This is a genomic window from Thermosipho sp. 1074, from assembly GCF_001999655.1.
Lineage (GTDB): Bacteria > Thermotogota > Thermotogae > Thermotogales > Fervidobacteriaceae > Thermosipho > Thermosipho affectus.
Window position 1 is genome coordinate 45914 of sequence record NZ_LBEX01000004.1, and the last position, 17520, is coordinate 63433.

Annotated in this window: 14 protein-coding genes and 5 tRNA genes; 10 read left to right on the forward strand and 9 right to left on the reverse strand. The window is 31.6% G+C overall.

Annotation, left to right across the window (positions count from 1 at the left end):
- The 10 genes from XO08_RS01750 (at window position 1) to XO08_RS01795 (ending at window position 5926) form a co-directional block, all read left to right on the forward strand.
- Window positions 1-990: an ornithine carbamoyltransferase gene (locus XO08_RS01750; protein WP_075665356.1), complete on the forward strand. Its 990-nt coding sequence runs from the start codon at window positions 1-3 to the stop codon at window positions 988-990.
- A 2-nt stretch (window positions 991-992) separates the two neighbouring features.
- The gene (locus tag XO08_RS01755; RefSeq protein WP_075665357.1) at window positions 993-2285 is read left to right on the forward strand and encodes a dihydroorotase family protein; all 1293 of its coding nucleotides are present in this window, start codon (window positions 993-995) and stop codon (window positions 2283-2285) included.
- Window positions 2286-2290: 5 nt separating this feature from the next.
- Window positions 2291-3595 (forward strand): amidohydrolase family protein, encoded by a 1305-nt coding sequence (locus XO08_RS01760; RefSeq protein ID WP_075665358.1) that lies wholly within the window; start codon window positions 2291-2293, stop codon window positions 3593-3595.
- A gap of 374 nt (window positions 3596-3969) precedes the next feature.
- Window positions 3970-5052: a 4Fe-4S binding protein gene (locus tag XO08_RS01765; RefSeq protein WP_075665359.1), complete on the forward strand. Its 1083-nt coding sequence runs from the start codon at window positions 3970-3972 to the stop codon at window positions 5050-5052.
- A gap of 89 nt (window positions 5053-5141) precedes the next feature.
- Window positions 5142-5218, forward strand: a tRNA-Pro gene (locus XO08_RS01770).
- Between the two features lie 3 nt (window positions 5219-5221).
- Window positions 5222-5297: transfer RNA gene (locus XO08_RS01775), tRNA-Gly, on the forward strand.
- Between the two features lie 18 nt (window positions 5298-5315).
- Window positions 5316-5392: transfer RNA gene (locus XO08_RS01780), tRNA-Arg, on the forward strand.
- Window positions 5393-5416: 24 nt separating this feature from the next.
- Window positions 5417-5491, forward strand: a tRNA-His gene (locus XO08_RS01785).
- A gap of 30 nt (window positions 5492-5521) precedes the next feature.
- Window positions 5522-5598, forward strand: a tRNA-Arg gene (locus XO08_RS01790).
- Window positions 5599-5662: 64 nt separating this feature from the next.
- The gene (locus XO08_RS01795) at window positions 5663-5926 is read left to right on the forward strand and encodes a stage V sporulation protein S (protein ID WP_073072337.1); all 264 of its coding nucleotides are present in this window, start codon (window positions 5663-5665) and stop codon (window positions 5924-5926) included.
- 40 nt (window positions 5927-5966) lie between these two features.
- On the opposite strand, the gene XO08_RS01800 is transcribed toward XO08_RS01795, so the two are convergent.
- Genes XO08_RS01800 through thiI form a run of 9 tightly spaced genes read right to left on the reverse strand, consistent with a single transcriptional unit; the run spans window position 5967 to window position 17507 of the window.
- On the reverse strand, window positions 5967-6548 hold the full coding sequence (locus tag XO08_RS01800) for an N-acetyltransferase (protein ID WP_075665360.1): 582 nt from the start codon (window positions 6546-6548) through the stop codon (window positions 5967-5969).
- A 48-nt stretch (window positions 6549-6596) separates the two neighbouring features.
- On the reverse strand, window positions 6597-8144 hold the full coding sequence (locus XO08_RS01805; RefSeq protein WP_075665361.1) for a bifunctional UDP-sugar hydrolase/5'-nucleotidase: 1548 nt from the start codon (window positions 8142-8144) through the stop codon (window positions 6597-6599).
- A 41-nt stretch (window positions 8145-8185) separates the two neighbouring features.
- Window positions 8186-9907 (reverse strand): ABC transporter ATP-binding protein, encoded by a 1722-nt coding sequence (locus XO08_RS01810; protein ID WP_077287169.1) that lies wholly within the window; start codon window positions 9905-9907, stop codon window positions 8186-8188.
- A 5-nt stretch (window positions 9908-9912) separates the two neighbouring features.
- Window positions 9913-12075, reverse strand: a complete 2163-nt coding sequence (locus XO08_RS01815) for a hypothetical protein (RefSeq protein WP_075665363.1) — start codon at window positions 12073-12075, stop codon at window positions 9913-9915.
- Window positions 12076-12086: 11 nt separating this feature from the next.
- Window positions 12087-12698 carry a hypothetical protein gene (locus XO08_RS01820; protein WP_172799326.1) on the reverse strand — a complete coding sequence of 204 codons (612 nt, stop codon included), beginning with the start codon at window positions 12696-12698 and terminating at the stop codon, window positions 12087-12089.
- A 10-nt stretch (window positions 12699-12708) separates the two neighbouring features.
- Window positions 12709-15072, reverse strand: coding sequence for a hypothetical protein (locus tag XO08_RS01825; protein WP_075665365.1), 2364 nt, complete (start codon window positions 15070-15072; stop codon window positions 12709-12711).
- On the reverse strand, window positions 15072-15599 hold the full coding sequence (locus tag XO08_RS01830) for a bifunctional nuclease family protein (RefSeq protein WP_075665366.1): 528 nt from the start codon (window positions 15597-15599) through the stop codon (window positions 15072-15074). Before XO08_RS01830 ends, XO08_RS01825 begins: the two co-directional genes overlap by 1 nt.
- A complete protein-coding gene (locus XO08_RS01835; RefSeq protein ID WP_075665367.1) occupies window positions 15580-16341 on the reverse strand; it encodes a 1-acyl-sn-glycerol-3-phosphate acyltransferase in 762 nt (253 codons plus the stop codon). The genes XO08_RS01830 and XO08_RS01835 overlap by 20 nt, the downstream gene beginning before the upstream one ends.
- Window positions 16338-17507: a tRNA uracil 4-sulfurtransferase ThiI gene (thiI, locus tag XO08_RS01840; protein ID WP_075665368.1), complete on the reverse strand. Its 1170-nt coding sequence runs from the start codon at window positions 17505-17507 to the stop codon at window positions 16338-16340. Before thiI ends, XO08_RS01835 begins: the two co-directional genes overlap by 4 nt.
- Window positions 17508-17520 lie beyond the last annotated feature (13 nt).

Genomic DNA, 17520 nt, shown 5'->3' on the forward strand with positions numbered 1-17520 from the left:
ATGTCTACGTTTTTCAGAGGAAGACACTTTATAACAACTCAAGATTTCACAAATGAAGAAATAGATATAATGTTAGATCTTGCAAGAGAATTAAAAATAAAATTCAGCTACGGTGAACCAACTCCATATTTACTTTACAAAACGTTATTTTTGATATTCTTCGATGAAAGTACAAGGACAAGAAATAGTATGCAAGCGGGTATAGCACAATTAGGAGGTACTGGAATATTCTTAACACCTGATAAAATGCAAATAGCACATGGAGAAGTCGCAAAAGATACCGGTATTATACTATCCAGATTTGGAGATGGAATTGGAATAAGATATTGTAAATTTGGTGAAGGAAATAAATACCTTAACGAAATAGCCAAACATTCAAAGGCTCCTGTTATGAATCTCCAAGACGATATATATCACCCATTTCAAGTACTTGCCGACATCTTAACAATTCAAGAAAGATTTGGAAAAAATCTAAAAGGTCTCAAGGTAGGAATAAGTTGGGCATATGCTGAGAGTCATTTAAAACCACTATCAGTCCCTCAATCTCAAATTTTATTATTTACAAGATTCGGAATGGACATTACACTTTCTTATCCGAAAGGATTTGATTTAATGCCAGAAATTATTGAACAAGCAAATAAAAATGCGGAAAAGTATGGTGGAAAATTAAATATCTCTCACAAGATGGAAGATGCATTTGTAGATGCAGACGTAGTAATCCCCAAAAATTGGGGTGGTTTCTTTGTATCGGATAATCCAGATGAGATTCGTGCAGAACAAGCAAAGCATAAAAATTGGATCTGTACAGAAGAATTAATACGACTTACTAAAAAACATTCCATTTATATGCATGCACTCCCCGCAGACAGAGGAAAAGAAGTGGTTGATAGCGTAATAGATGGTCCTCATTCTGTAGTCTATGACGAAGCGGAAAACAGACTTCACACAGCTAAAGCCGTTATGACACTGCTAATGGGAGGAAGATTCTAATAATGTATGATATTGGCATTGTAAACGGAAAAGTATTTGTAGATGGAACTTTTATCCATCTAAATGTATATATCAATGCAGGAAAAATATCTGATTTATCAACAAATTATCAAAAATGCAAAAAAGAAATTGATGCAACCGGAAAGATTATCCTTCCCGGTTTTATTGATCCACATGTACATTTTGAACTAAACCTTGGAAGATATACATCTATTGACGATTTTAAGAGTGGAAGTATTTCTGCTTTATTTGGTGGTGTAACTACGATAATTGATTTTTTAGATCCAATAAACTCTCATGAGCAACTTAAAGAAGCATTTAATAAAAGATTAAAAGCAGCACAAAATTCAAAAATAGATTTTTCTTTTCACGTTACTCTTGGCCAGTTTAACGGTGATTTAGATACGCTATTTAAAATGTCAAAAAAACTGGGAACAAGGTCTATAAAAGTATTTACCGCTTATTCTACTAGTAAAAGAAGGACATCTGATAAACTTTTGTACAAATTATTTGAAAAATCAATAGAATATAACGTACCAATCTTAATCCACGCCGAAAATGAAGATATGATAGTTGAAAATGTCCCAATTAACCTCCATTCAAAAGCAAGACCAGAAATTTCAGAAATTTCTGAAATAATTAAAATATCCGAATTTATTTATCAAACAAAAGGAATTGCTTATATTGTGCATACAACTTGTGGAACTTCAATCGAAGAAGTTAAAAATAGATTTGCAAAAATTCATAACAAGAATTTATTTTTTGAAAGTTGCCCGCACTATTTTTATTTTGATGATGAAGTATACAGTAGAAGAGATGCCTATCTATACACTATGACACCTCCCCTTAGAAGTAAAATTGAAAAAGAAAAACTAAAAGCAAACATTGACAATATCTTTTCGATTGGCACTGATCATTGTTCATTTAACAAGAAAGACAAAAGAAAAAAGAAAACAGGAAACCTTCCCATGGGAATTGGAGGAATTGAACATTCATTCATATTAATGTACTCATTGTTTGGTGATAAAATAATCGATAAATTTACAATAAACCCGGCAAAATTTTTCGGTCTATATCCTAAAAAAGGGGCACTACTCCCAGGATCCGATGCTGATATTGTAATTTTCAATCCTAATTACAACGGAAAAATAGTAGAAAGTCATACAAAAGCCGACTATGATCTCTTCTTAAATACAAAGATAAAAGGAAAAATAGAAAAAGTAATTAAAGATGGTATTTTAGTGATAGATAATCAATTATTAAATTCACCCCTCGGAAGATTTATCAGGAGGTAATATTGATGAAAGCTATAATTAATGCTAACATATTTGATTTTGATAATTTCTACAAAAATTATTATATATTATTCGATAAAAAAATAATTGAAATTGGTAGTATGGAAAAATTTCCAGGTGCATCACATGTGATTGATGCACATGAAAATTTTGTAATGCCAGGTTTAGTTATTGGACATACACACATTTACTCAACATTTGCAAGAGGATTGAGTCTACCATTTAATCCTATAAACTTTAAAGATATATTAAATCAACTATGGTGGAAACTTGACTCAAAGCTTGGCAAAACTGAAAATTATTTTAGCGCTCTTGTTTCAGGGATTGAATTTATCAAAAATGGCGTAACAACAGTTATTGACCATCATGCAAGTGGAAAACAAATTAAAGGAAGTTTAAATACACTAAGGAAAGCATTGTGCGATGAAATAGGATTAAGAGGAATTTTTTGTTTTGAAACAAGTGACAGATTCAACGTAGAAGAATGTATCCAAGAAAATCTTTTATTTTTAAATGAAAATAATACTGATATGTATGCAGGATTATTTGGATTACATGCATCTTTAAGCTTGTCTGATGAAACCTTAAAAAAGATATCCGAACTTTACAAAGGACCTATTCATGTTCACGCAGCAGAAAGTATAGATGATGTAGAAGATTCACTTTCAAAATATGGGATGCGAGTTATAAATCGCTTGAATAAATTTGGCCTACTTAGAGAGAATTCTATCCTTGCACATTGTGTTCACGTTACTGAGGAGGAACTTAAACTCATCAGTCAAAATAACTGTTATATTGCTTTAAACGTTTCTTCCAATATGAATAACGCAGTTGGTCTTCCAGATTACCAAAAAATGAAGAAACATAATGTAAAAACGATAGTAGGCAATGATGGTTTGGGATTTAACTTAGCAAGAGAATTACTAAATTTATTTTTTTCAATGAAGCTAAAAGGTAAATCTCCTCTTGCATTTTCGTTAGATGACCTAAGATACTCTATATCAAATACATACGAAATAGCAAGTAAACTACTTAAAATCAAATTAGGAAAAATACAACCAGGGTATGTCTCTGATTTAATAATTGTTCCATATATTCCTCCCACACCTATTAGTAAGGAAAATGCTTATGGACATGTTGTTTTTGGCTTGCTTGATAACTTTAGACCATCTCATGTAATTGTCAACGGCAAATTGCTAATGGATAATTACAAAATAACGGTTCCCACAGATGATGTCAATGAAATTTATAAAGAAGCCAGAAAAGTCTCACAAAGATTGTGGGAAAATTTGAGTAAAAATTATAAATAATAATCCTTTCAGGAAAAATATGTGTATTTTTATTATCCACAACTTAATTTGTGGTGTCAAACAGAAAAAAACAATCTAGAAGCATTATTATATAACAAAAGGCTTTGAAGGAATATTATTAATTTCAAAATCAATGTCTTTGTGCTTAATTTTCGATTTAAAAATAAATGGTGATCTATATTTAACATATATGATTAGTGGTAACTTAGATAAACAAAGTAACATTTTACTGATAAACAATTATTATCAAAATGATTTATATTCTACAATCAACCTAAAAAACAAACAATGATTGTACTTAATAATTGACAAATCTGTTGTATTAGATATTTCTTTAAGATCTAACCTTAAAAACAACTAAAGGGGGAATTATCGTGGATCTTTCAACAGAACTTTCAGGCATAAAAATCCAAAATCCTGTAATGCCAGCTTCAGGACCTTTAGTGGGTGATTATGAAAAGATTAAATTCATTGATTCTACTGGAGTTGGTGCCATTGTTACAAAAACAATTTCTACAAAAGCAGCCGAAGTTCCAAGACCATGTATATACGGAGAAAACAACTTTGCTATGAACGCAGAACTGTGGTCAGAATATCCTCCCAAAAAATGGTTGGAGGAATTTCTACCTCGTTTAAAAGAGGAATTATCCAAACCTTTGATCATAAGCGCAGGATATTCAAAAGAAGACATGAAACAATTAATACCAAAATTAAACGAATTTGCCAATGCCTTTGAAATATCCACTCATTATGTCGGAAAAACTTATGAAACTATTGGTGAAATAGTAAAAGCAATTAGGGATAACACAGATAAACCTATATTTATGAAAATGAGTCCACATATTCCAGATCCAATTAAATTCACAGAAGTAGCTTTAAAAAACGGAGCTAACGGTATAGTCGCAATTAACTCTCTTGGTCCTACAATGAAGATAGATATACAAAATAGAAAAATCTTAATTGGAAATGAAAAGGGGCAAGTATGGCTTTCAGGTCCTGCCATCAAACCTGTAGCACTCGCTATTATAAAAATACTTCGAGATGCATTTCCTGAAATTACAATTATTGGTGTTGGAGGAATAAAAAATGCAGATGATGTAATTGAATTTTTGTTGGCCGGAGCAGATTCAATCCAACTTCTTTCATCAGCACTAATATTCGGTAAAGACATATATGAAAAAATAATAAATGATCTACCGAAAAAACTTGAAAAATATGGATTCAACAGTGTAAAAGAAGTTAAAGAAACAAAACTTACACACAAAGTAAAATATATACCAAAACATCCTAAAGTTAACAATGAAAAATGTACACTGTGTAAGTTATGTGAAAAAGTATGCCCTTACTTTGCAATAACAATTGATAAAAAAGTCAACATAGACATAAAAAAATGTTTCGGTTGCGGGTTATGTGAAAGTAGATGCCCAACAAAGGCAATAACAGGAGTTTTAGAATAATATTAAAACAAAAATACAAAAATATTTACATTAAATACGTATTGACATTGAAATACACATATGCTATAATCATTTACGGTCTCTGGAAACGGGGCGTAGCGCAGTTGGCTAGCGCGCCTGTCTTGGGAACAGGAGGCCGCTGGTTCGAGTCCAGTCGCCCCGACCACAAGCGGGTGTAGCTCAATTGGTAGAGCATCGGCCTTCCAAGCCGAGGGTTGCGGGTTCGAGTCCCGTCGCCCGCTCCAGACTCGAAGAGGTCTAATGCGCCCGTAGCTCAATAGGATAGAGCACCGGACTTCTAATCCGGGGGTTGTGGGTTCGACTCCCGCCGGGCGCGCCAAAATTTAATATTTTATTATGCGTGGTGGCTATAGCTCAGTGGTAGAGCGCCTGACTGTGGATCAGGTGGTCGTGGGTTCAAATCCCACTAGCCACCCCATTTTTCATATTATAATGTTTTTGATAAAATGCGCCCGTAGCTCAATAGGATAGAGCGTCGGACTTCGGATCCGAAGGTTGCGGGTTCAAATCCTGCCGGGCGCGCCATCTGAGCTCTTCCACTTAGATTCAGCAAACTTTTAAATAACATCACCGTAAAGGAGGTATTAGTATGGAAGTTCTTAAAGTTGCATCAGGTTCCAATCCTAACAAAGTCGCCGGTGCTCTTGCAGGAGTAATCAGAGAAAAAGGGAAAGCTGAAGTTCAAGCAATTGGTGCCGGTGCAGTAAATCAAGCTGTCAAAGCCATTGCAATTGCAAGGGGTTATCTTGCTCCAAGTGGTATTGATCTTGTATGTGTACCTGCTTTTACCGATGTAAGTATCGAAAATGAATCTAGAACTGCTTTAAAATTCATCGTCTTTCCAAGAGAATAATTGATTAGGAGAGGCACAGTTCCGTATAGGACTGTGCCTTTTATTCTTTTTTCATTCTATATATCTTAAATTTTCCCATTAAGGCTTTCTTTTCTTTAATAATTTTAAAACCTTTTCTTAAATAAAGATTTTTTGCTCTATTATTTTTTTCAACATCCAAATAGATACCCCTATAACCTTTTTTTTCAGTTTCTTTTATAAAATATTCTAAAAGTTTCGTACCAATTCCTTTTCCCCTCGACTTTTTATCCACACTAATATTTTGTATATATATACCCTTTAATCCTTTTAGATTAATTATATTATTTATCAATATGTTCTTTACAAAAAGATCAACCAACTTAAAAAACGAAAACACTTCAAAAAAATCCTTTATTTTACCTTTTGTACATCTTTTTTCTAAATCATATGCTATTAATATACCTTTTATTTCTTTTCCATCAAAATAGCCATACACATTTCTATATGAAAAAGGATTTCCTTCTCTCTTAACTAATTCCGCAAGTTTCAAAATCGCTTTTTCTCTTTTTCCAAACAAAAAATAAAACAACCTCTCATCTGTATCATAAATTAATTCGGCCACTTTTAACAAATCATCATCTTTATTTATCTTACGAATCATCTTTTATACCCCCAATAAAAAAGGGAAGCCAAGAAGCTTCCCTTCCAATCATTTCCTTATGTATCTTGGAGTATCATCGTACTTTTCAATCAAACTATTTAATCCCTTTTGGATATATTCAACAACCACATCCGCCAAAACAAAACCTGTATCATATCCTGATGCTTTATTTTCTGCAAGCATTGAATATCCATCTCCACCACTTGCCATATAGTTATTAGTTACAACAGTATAAACTTTATCCATTTCAAGTGGTTTTCCATTTACCATTACTTCTGTTACTTTTCCATTTTCACTCTTAAAGGTTAAACCTCCCACATGTAACCATGCTCCTTTTCCTTCAGGAAGCTTTGCAGCATATTCCAACACTTTTATTACTTCCGAACCTTTCATCTTCATTACATAAACGGTGTTTCCAAATGGCAATACCGTTAAAATATTTCTTATAGTTATCTTTCCTGGTTTTATTGACGCCCTTATTCCTCCTCCATTTTGGAACGCAATATCCGCACCTGTTTTCCACATCATGGCATCGGTAATAAGGTGTCCAAGATTTGTATCTCCAGATCTTACATGCTTTCTTTCACCATCTAATAACACCTTTGTTTCTCCAATAACAGTATCAAGTTTTTTAGAACCAATCTTTGCAAAGTAATCAAGTGGAACTTTTACATATTCTGCCGGTTTGTATTCTTTTCCCACAAACTCGTACATTGAATTACCATTTTCATCTTTACCTTTATAAATTTTCAAATTAACTGGAATAGGTGTCCATGACCACTCTTTTATCTTTCCGTTTTCTACATCCAAATCAAGTTTTCCAACAATCTTACCCCATTCCCATGCTTGAATCAAAATTGTATTGTTGATAACCTTTGCCTCATTAAGTTTTGTATGACTATGCCCATCTATAATTATATCTATTCCATTCACCTCTTTTGCCAACTCTTCTGACGTAGTATAATTTCCCTCGTATGCTTGACCCATTCCCAAATGTGTAAGTGCAATTACAATATCAGCCTTTTTTCTAAGTTCAGGAACAAGTTGTTTGGCAACTTCAACGGCATTTTTAAATTCCAAATCTTTGCTAAAAAGTGGTTCCAATATTGCCGTTTCTTCAGTTGTCAAACCAAATATTGCAACTTTAATACCACCAACATTTTTTATTATATATGGTGTAAAGAAAGGCTTGCCATCTTTATATATATTTGCAGATAAAAATGGAAACTTTGCAATACTCATTTGATACATTAATACATCCCTTGATTTGTCAAATTCATGGTTTCCAACGGCAACTGCATCAAGCTTCATTCTATTCAAGGCAAAGATATCTGGTAATGCATTTAAAAGGTCAGATTCAGGCACACCAGTGTTTATATCTCCCGCATGTAAGAACAAAACATTTGGATTCTTTGCACGTTCTTCATCAATTATAGATGCAATAACGGCAAACCCACCTATATTTGGATTATGGTACTCACTAAATGCCCATGCATGTCCATGTGTGTCATTAATGTGAAAAATAGAAATTTTTGTGGCAAACAAACTAATTGTTAATATTACAAAAAGCGTTATAAACAACCTAAGTTTCCTCATATAACACACCTCCCTGTTTTATAGTTTGCAATTATATTTTATCACAAACTTTCCTCAATTAACTGCTTTTTGAACATATTTGCATATAATCCGCCTTTTTGAATTAATTCCTCATGATTTCCTTTTTCAACTATTTGACCATTATCGAAGACATAAATAACATCTGCATCCTTCAAAACCTTTAATCTGTGCGTTATAATAATCATAGTTTTACTTTCCATATTTTTTCTAAGTGATTCAATTATTCTCTCTTCTGTCTCCGGATCAACAGCTGAAAGGCAATCATCAAAAATAAACACATCACTATTTCTTATTAGTGCTCGGGCTATAGTTATTCTTTGCTTTTGCCCTCCTGATAACGTAACTCCTCTTTCCCCTACAACCGTATCATAGCTTTTTGGGAATTTTTCAATGTCACTATGTACAGCAGACAACATGGCATATTCTTTTACCTGCCATTCATCCAAATCTTCCAACCCAAATGCTATATTATTTTTCACACTAGTCGAAAACAAAAATGTTTCTTGAGGTACGTAAGAAATCTTTGTCCTGACTACCTCAGATGGTATATCGTTAATATCATATCCATTTATAAACACATGCCCCTTGTCTACGGGATAAAGTTTACTTATTATCTTGACTATAGTAGATTTTCCACTTCCAACCGTACCAACTATACCAACAAGCTGACCTTTTTTTATTTCTAAATTAACACCTTTCAAAACATACCTATCTGTATCAGGATATTTGTAATCTAGTTCTTTAATTAAAATATTTTCAATTTCGTTTATTTCAACGGAATTTTCTGGTTCCTTTACTTTTGATTTTGTATTTAAAATCTTTAAAATTCTATTGTAAGAAGCTCTACCATTTTGAATTATATTAATTACCCATCCAAACGCAGTCAGTGGCCATACAATCATACCAATATAATTATTAAAGGCAAAAAACATACCAAGTGTTATCTTTTGATTTATAACCATTGGTCCGCCATATGCAATAGTAATAAAATACGACAAAGAACTTATAAAATGAATTAGCGGCCACATTATACCCCAAACTTTAACAAGAGATAATGTTGCCCTAAAATTATTATTTGCCTTTTTTGAAAATAAATCTTCAAACTTTGGTAATATTGAAAATGACTTGAGTATTCTAATACCATCTACAGATTCCTCAGTGAAACCACTTAAATCCGAAAAAGTATCTTGAACCTTTTTTGACCTTTTGTATATAAATTTACCAAAGATGAGGGAAATTAACATTATAAATGGCAAAGGAATTAAAGCAATAAGGGTTAATTTCCAACCAACACTAGTTGCCATGAAAAATATTGTAACAACTGACATAAAAGATGCATCAACCATCATAACTATACCAGGTCCAAGCATCCTTTCAAGGTTGTTCATATCATTTGTAAAATGCGCCATTAAATCTCCACTTCTATGTTTATCAAAAAATGACATGTCTAATGACAGCATTTTTTCATAAAGAATCTTTCTTGCCTCATAGGTAAATTTTCTTGCACTACCTATTATGAAAAATCGCCAAAGAAATCTGGTAATAAACATACCTAGTGCTATACCTATTATTCCAAGAGCCATTAATTTTGCAACATGGATATCTGGAGTTTTTACATTCAAACTATCCACAGCTTTTGATATAAATTTTGGAACTATAAGTTGTAATGTATCAACAATTATCAAAGTAAAAATCCCAGATAAGTAAAAAAGAAATCTCTTTTTTATAAATTCTCTAATCAAAAACATCACCTCTCAAGTTCACCAACAAAAATATCTAAGCCTCCAAGATGTCTATCAAAAAGTCCATTTAAAGAATTTGTCTCACCAACAAACTTTATCCTACCAGATACATTCAATGCCCTTTTTATTTCGTCAAATCCATATCCTCCTCCCACAAAAATCCAATGATTAAGACGTATCACAAAAAAGTCAACAAGCCCTTTTTTGTAATTTAATGAATAAAAATCACCGTCTTTGGAAGCTGTTTTTCCAAAAAGATATATACCATCGTCACCAACTAACATATCATTACATACATCATCTTTACTACCCTCTAAAATATAATCATTTAGTCTATTGCCATTTGAGTCTAAAACCATAATATAGATATTAGAATCATCTGTAATATTCCCTTTACTATCAAAATAAACATTTGAAACTAAATAAATCTTGTCTTTATACACCAAAGCCTTACTTGCAAAATCATCTTCTTTCCCACCAAAAAATCTTATCCACCTTAATCTACCAAAATAATCTACAAAAATAACCATTAAATCTCGACTTTTTCTAAAAGTATTTCCAAAGATAACATAACCACCATCACCTTTAGAAATTGATACTGCTTCATCCAAATACTTTCCACCAAAATTCCTCTTCCAAATAATATTCCCATCAAAATCTACTTTTATTAAAAAAACATCAGACCATCCGCTTAAATCAACAAAATCATCAGACCAAGTATCTCCAAAAATTAATAATCCATCATTTTCAACTATGATTTCTCTTCCCCTATCTTTGTACCTTCCGCCGTAAACCTTTTTCCACAAAATTACATCGTCTTTCAAAGCATAAAGGATTATATCTTGTACACCATTGGCCAATACATAGAGAATACCATCCTTCTTTTTTAAATCTACCAACTCACCATCCAAATCAAAATAAAATTTAACCCCGTCTTTTAAAATAAACGGTCTTTTTCCTTCTTTTCCAAGAATATAGTAACTTCCATCTATATACGTATAGTTATAGACATGGTCATCTTCCTTTGAACCTATTACACCTAAAATCTTTACGGCAGGATTGGTGTAAAATTCGAAAACAGGAGTTTCAATTGTGTTATATCCATCTGTAACCTTTAATTTCCAAAAATACTTTGAATTAGATGATAAATCTTTAATTTCATATACATTAGCTCTATAATTTTTTATAACAGGTTTCAACTTATCTTTTGAAATACCAAAATATAAAGTTGAAAGCGTTTCATCATCATCCTCTATATTCCATCTAAAGGTTATACTCTTCCCAACACCCTTTAAACCATTTTTAGGAAAAATTATTCTAATTTTAGGTTTTTCATTTTTTACGTAAATCTCTTTATAACTACTATATACGTACTCTCCCGCTAAATTTACGGCTTTCAGTCGTAATTTGTATTTTACATTTGGTTTAACACTTAAAATATACTCTGAAGAATCTAATTTTATTTCCTCGTTGTTGATTTCTAAATAATAATCAAAATCGTCATACTTATTATATTTTACTTTATACTTTCCCTCTTCATTTGTAATTTCAAAATCGATAGATACAGGATTAATGTAAAATTCAAAGGTATTAGAAACCGCTTTTGCTCCAAACTCATCTTCACATTGAACGCTCCATTTGTATTTTCCAGTGGGAAGCACAATTTCGTATTTTTTGTCCTTTAATTTAATTTCTCTATTATTTAAATACAAAGTATAATTTAACTTATCATCATCTTCTGCATCCCATGAAAAAGTAACTCTATTACCATTTACAGTGGCTTTTGCATCTAAAATCTTAGGAATATCGTTCAAAATAGTAAAACTACTTACAGGTGTTTCAATATAATCATTTCCAAATTTTATTCCAACCTTCCAAAAATAAGTTCCAGGTTTTAATGAAATAGGATATTTTGTTTCTATACCATCATACACCTTTTCCAATTCATTTGTACCCAAAAACAACTCTGAAATTAAAGAAAGTTCCCTTTTATACTGAATGTCCCATTTTAATTCCACATTCCTACTATTCAAAATAGAATTATCTTTTGGAAATATTAAATTAACCCTTGGAGATTCAACTTGGGTGAACTTAATAATTAATACTATACTTACAATACTTAAAACTATAAATAGTAAATACAAATATGATTTTTTCTTATTTTCCAAATATACCCCTCCTAAAACACAATCCCCTTCCAAATAATACTAAAAAATATAGCAAAAACAGGACTTATCCACCATACATGATCAAATTTCTTCACCTTCCACAATCTAAATAAAAATCCAAAAAACAAAGATAAGAATGCAAAAAATGGTTTACCAGCAAGAAAAAATATAAAGAATGCCAATCGCTCTGAAATACCTTCCAAATCCTCGTAATTCTCTATTGCGGGATAAAAATTTCTAAAAAAGTAGGAAAGTGCCGTGGTAACCAAAGCCATACCAAGTATATATAAGACGAATTCTTTTGAAAGATACGAAGTTTTAAAATAATCTGAAACAACAAAATTAAATATTAAAGCAATTATCATCCCGGCTACTTCAATTAAATGATAATACACCTTTTTATTTACTTTAACACGTAGATAATCAAAAAAAAGATGTATAGCTATGAAAGTAAATAAAATCACAGGTACGGTATAAAGTAGTGTATCAAAAGTAAAAGCTAAAATTGCAAAGGCAGACCAAATTAGATGTTGTATAAAATTCCATCCTTTTAAATGCCTCAATTTGCTGTTGTGGGTAAATCCATGATCAGCTACATAATGTCCTAAAAAAAGGTGCAGCATCATCTCACTCCTAATCCTTTTTTACTTTATATTTCAATATTCCATCTTTAGTTACAAGATACAAATATTCACCATCTGAATCCGCTGTCAAAACTTCATTGTCAAGTTTCTCTATAATCTTCAAAACCCTTCTTTCTGGAATATCAATTATTGTAATAAAATTTCTTCCAATAGTTAAGAAATAATTTCCCACTCTAAAAATAGCTATATTACCTATCCAACCTTCACCTATATAATTTCCAACAGTCGAACCTATATCATAAAATAAAAATCCATAGCTTCTTGTAACTCCCAAAACTTCATTTCTATAAATTATTACATCTGAAATATCAATACTTTTATTTTTAAGTTCAGGTACACTTAAAAGCAGATTTAATCTTGGTATATAAATTTGTTTATTTGTATATAAAATAAGATAATTTTCAACCACCTTAATTCTCCCATACTGTCCTTTTAAATCTACTATTTTCTTACCAAATGGATCCCAAAAACTAACAATTTCCCCGGAATTAACCGCTGTATACACTCCCTCTTGTGTTGCAAGAAAATCCGCCACATAAACAACATTGTATTTTTTCTTTATAGCTGGACTATAAAAGTAAATCTCACTTGCCGTTCTAAAGGAAACCCCACCAAAGCTCTTTTTTAAGTTAAATATAGGTCCTTCCATGAGTTTCGTACCATTTCCATACAATCCATTTGGTCCTCCTGTATAAATAACTGACTTAAAAATGGCAATTTGATTTCCAGGAAAATCCAATTTTTTGTCAAAATCCACAACTATTGAATTTGAAATTCTTGCACCATTAAATCTATATGGTCTCAACTTAGATAAATACACTTCTTTTTCTTTTTCAGTCTTTGATACATACTCTCTATAGTTATCATCTTTGTACTCGGGGATCTTAATTTCACCAAACTCTAAAAATTGTTTTAACTTTTCCACAAACTCGTTAGAAGAATAAAACGAATAAGCATCTCCTTTTATTTGAATAAGATCAATTCCATCTATTTTTGCAGAATCCACTGAGACAATTCCATCACCTTTTCCACTAACAAGCTCAGGATAAAATTTTTCAAGAGTACTATTTTTAACGTCTATACCAAAAGGAGGAGTTGTCCCAATAAATGAAACCATGCTTACATTATCTTTTCTTGAAAGCGTCTTCATCTTTTCCAAAAGTTTGGAATCCGGTAAAATTTCACTCCAATATGTATTTACTGTCTCAATAAAAGTATAAATATGTGTCTGAATTGAAGAAATCATGTTTTCATCAAGGTTATAAATCTTTGATAACGCTTCTGGGGTCTTTCCATACAAAAGTGAACCAAAATATACGGGATTTGAAATATTTGTACCCTTAAATGGCACAGAAATAAATGCAATTTTTCTAACATTGTTAATTTCTGGATGTAACAATAAACAATAAGAAATTATTAATCCCCCAATATCTTGAGCTATAACATCAAATTTGAAATTCTTGAATCTTTTCAATTCAGATGCAAGCTTCTCAGCTTCAAATTCAATATAGCTTTTTAACTCCGAACGCTTAAAATAATCATCTACCATATCTTTATACAGCTTTGATCTTACTTCGTAAAGTGGATAATTATACATCATTATAGTTCTATCGGAAAATACAACCGACCAAAAATTTAAATCTGGACTATCATCTGATTTAAAATATCCCTTGAAATTTCTATCTGAGCCTGGAATAACCAAAATAGCGGGTTTTGGTGTAAGTTTTTCAACAAGCACCTTTATACCCAATTCTTGTTTTTTTGGGTTTAAAGCCACGATTCCTATCTTTGAACTATGGAAAGATTGAGTTTCAACGTAATATCCTTTTTCATCTTTTCCTATATAACTTCCAGGAAAGATCCTATAGGCAGAACCTTTATCGGGAATGTACGCAAGTGCAACATTGTTATAATCTATACCATAATAATAATCAGATGGAAAATAATATTTAAAAGTAATTGGTCTATATGCAAAATCAACCTTTCCATCTTTTGGAATAACATCGTACACCGTGTCTATAAACGGGTAATTTTTAAATAAGTCTGGATCAGTATCCGGTGTAATAGGATTTAACCTAAAAGATTTTTCATACGGAAAGGCACCTTTTGGAATATTTATATAAAGATTTTTCACAACAGTTGTTTCTTGTTGCGCCTTTATCTCAATTTGAGACTTTTTCTTTAAAAACTGACCAATTAATATAGCAAAAGCTACTGCAACTATCACAATAGATATAGATAACAAAAGCAAAAGCTTTCTTTTGTATATAGTTTTCAATAACTCAATTACTCTACCAAATAATTTTCCAAATAGTTCTTTTGCTCTCCCTAAAATATTCTTTAAAAAATCCATTAATTATCCCCCTGTGAACCTTTCCCAAATTTTTTTCTAAATTCGTCTAAGTCCAAATTTTCAACAAATTTTTTAAACTCGTCATCTTCTTTATCATAATCCTCATTAGGATAATCAATTGAATAATCCAATACTAACTCATTTGAAACATATATCGGCGAAGATGTCTTTAAAGCAAGAATAATAGCATCAGATGGTCTTGCGTCAAATTCTATCAATCCATCATCCTCTTCGTCGTTTGCAGTCAAATCTTTTAATATTACTTTTGCATAAAAAGTATTATCTTCAATTTTGTTTATTAATATCTTCTCCATCTGTGCATCAAGTCCTTCAACCATTGAAAGTAAAAGATCATGAGTTAACGGTCTTTCAAAAGTTACATTTTCCAAAATCATAGCAAGTACACTTGCTTCGCATGCACCTATCCATATTGGAAGTATCTTTTTAGTACCTTCAATAGATAAAATCACAACGGGTGAATTATTTACTTTATCCAATGCCAATGCTTTAATTGTCGCCCTTTTCATCCCAAATCCCCCTTTCAAAATCCTCAACGCCTTTTGAAACTACACTTTTTACATATTCTCTTAAAGCTTTCTCACTATCAAAAATGTTGGGATCCACTAAATCATGGATTTTAATATATATAGGATGCCTTTTTATAAACAAACTCTTTTTTCTAAGTACTTTATGCGCTCCCCAAATGGAAATCGGCAAAATCTTAATCTTATACTTGTAAGCTATCTCCAAACTTCTATTTTTAAAATCTAGAACCTTCCCATCAAAACTTCTCGTACCTTCTGGAAACAAAACAAAATGAACTCCTTCATTTAGTTTCATTATCACTTCTTTCAAAGACATTGCCGTCTTTCTCACATTCCCTCTATCTATTAAAACACTTCTAAGATATTTTAAAAACCAATTTATTCCCGGCACCTTTCCCAATTCCTTTTTGGCAATAAACGCAACAGGTTCAACAAATCCAATAATTAAAGGAATATCAAGAGCACTTTGATGATTAGACACGACAATATAATTTTCATCTATTTTTGGCTTTTTACCAAATACGTGCACCTTAATCCCAAGTAATTTAAAAGTCATCCTACCGAAAATTTCAATCTGCTTTACAACAAATCTTCTAGATACTTCTTTGTTAAATAAACCTATAACAAATCCTACAAATAAAACTATCGCACCGTATATTACAATATAAACAAAGGCCCCAATCAAAAAATATAACGTATAAAAAAACTCAAATATTTTTCTCATGACTCCCTCCCTAACGTATAACTTTCCATCTTATTAAATACCTTTTCTTCCAATTCAAATAGTTTGTCAAGTTTTTGTTCAATTTCCTTTAACTCTCCAATCGAAGATTTAGTTGCGGGATTTTTAGGTGCAAAAGCCACACAACTGTCTATATAAGGTAATATTGAAATTCCATATGTTTCTATCTCCTTTGCTTTTTCAATAATATCTAGCTTTTCAAAGCCAATTAATGGTCGTAGAATTGGAATATCAGAAACATCTTCAATAGTTCTTAAATTAGAAAGTGTTTGACTTGCAACTTGCGCAATATTCTCACCCGTTATAATTGCACTGGCTTTTCTTTTCTTTGAAAGTTTGTTTGCTATTCTTATCATACTTCTTCTTTGAATAATCAAAGAATATCTATCTGGCACATTTGACTTTATGTACTGCTGAACTTCCGTAAAAGGAACGATATGAGTTCTTAAGGTATCAGGGGTATATTTTGATAAAACATCAGCCAAATCTAATATCTTCTTTACAGATTTTTCACTCGTAAATGGTGGACTTAAAAAGCTTAACGTTTCAAGTTTTAACCCACGCTTTAGCATATACCAACCTGCCACAGGGCTATCTATTCCTCCACTTAAAAGTAAAATTGCCTTACCCGAAACACCAACCGGGAGTCCTCCATACAATCTTTCCTTACCAACAAAGATAAAAGCTTCCTTTTCTTTTATCTCAATTCCAACTGTTATATCGGGATTATGAACATCAACATTTAAATTGTCAAATTCTTCAAGTACGTAAGCACCAATATATGCACTCAACTCATTAGAAGTCATTGGAAATTCTTTAAAAGACCTTTTCGTTTGAACCTTAAAAGTTTTCTTCCCTTTTATATTCAAACTCAACAATTTTTTTACAGCCTCTTTTATTTCATCAATGTCATGACTTACCGCATATGCATAACTAAAATTTTGTATCCCAAACACATATTTTAATCTTTCTTTTATTTCCAAAAATGACATATTTTTTAACCTTATAATTATTCTTCCATACCTTTTACTTATTTCAGGCGGTCTTGCAATCTTTCTTATATTATCAATAAGTTTTTTTTCAAAATATCCCCTATTTTTCCCTTTTAATCCTATTTCAGAATACCTTACTACAACTACTGGCTCCATTTGAAGCCTCCTT

What these genes read in the sequence shown, in the direction of transcription:
- XO08_RS01835 (WP_075665367.1), bottom strand. Translation starts at nt 16,341, where the DNA reads ATGAGAAAAATATTTGAGTTTTTTTATACGTTATATTTTTTGATTGGG.
- XO08_RS01795 (WP_073072337.1), top strand. Translation starts at nt 5,663, where the DNA reads ATGGAAGTTCTTAAAGTTGCATCAGGTTCCAATCCTAACAAAGTCGCC.
- XO08_RS01805 (WP_075665361.1), bottom strand. Translation starts at nt 8,144, where the DNA reads ATGAGGAAACTTAGGTTGTTTATAACGCTTTTTGTAATATTAACAATT.
- XO08_RS01800 (WP_075665360.1), bottom strand. Translation starts at nt 6,548, where the DNA reads ATGATTCGTAAGATAAATAAAGATGATGATTTGTTAAAAGTGGCCGAA.
- XO08_RS01755 (WP_075665357.1), top strand. Translation starts at nt 993, where the DNA reads ATGTATGATATTGGCATTGTAAACGGAAAAGTATTTGTAGATGGAACT.
- XO08_RS01760 (WP_075665358.1), top strand. Translation starts at nt 2,291, where the DNA reads ATGAAAGCTATAATTAATGCTAACATATTTGATTTTGATAATTTCTAC.
- XO08_RS01820 (WP_172799326.1), bottom strand. Translation starts at nt 12,698, where the DNA reads ATGCTGCACCTTTTTTTAGGACATTATGTAGCTGATCATGGATTTACC.
- XO08_RS01830 (WP_075665366.1), bottom strand. Translation starts at nt 15,599, where the DNA reads ATGAAAAGGGCGACAATTAAAGCATTGGCATTGGATAAAGTAAATAAT.
- XO08_RS01825 (WP_075665365.1), bottom strand. Translation starts at nt 15,072, where the DNA reads ATGGATTTTTTAAAGAATATTTTAGGGAGAGCAAAAGAACTATTTGGA.
- XO08_RS01750 (WP_075665356.1), top strand. Translation starts at nt 1, where the DNA reads ATGTCTACGTTTTTCAGAGGAAGACACTTTATAACAACTCAAGATTTC.
- thiI (WP_075665368.1), bottom strand. Translation starts at nt 17,507, where the DNA reads ATGGAGCCAGTAGTTGTAGTAAGGTATTCTGAAATAGGATTAAAAGGG.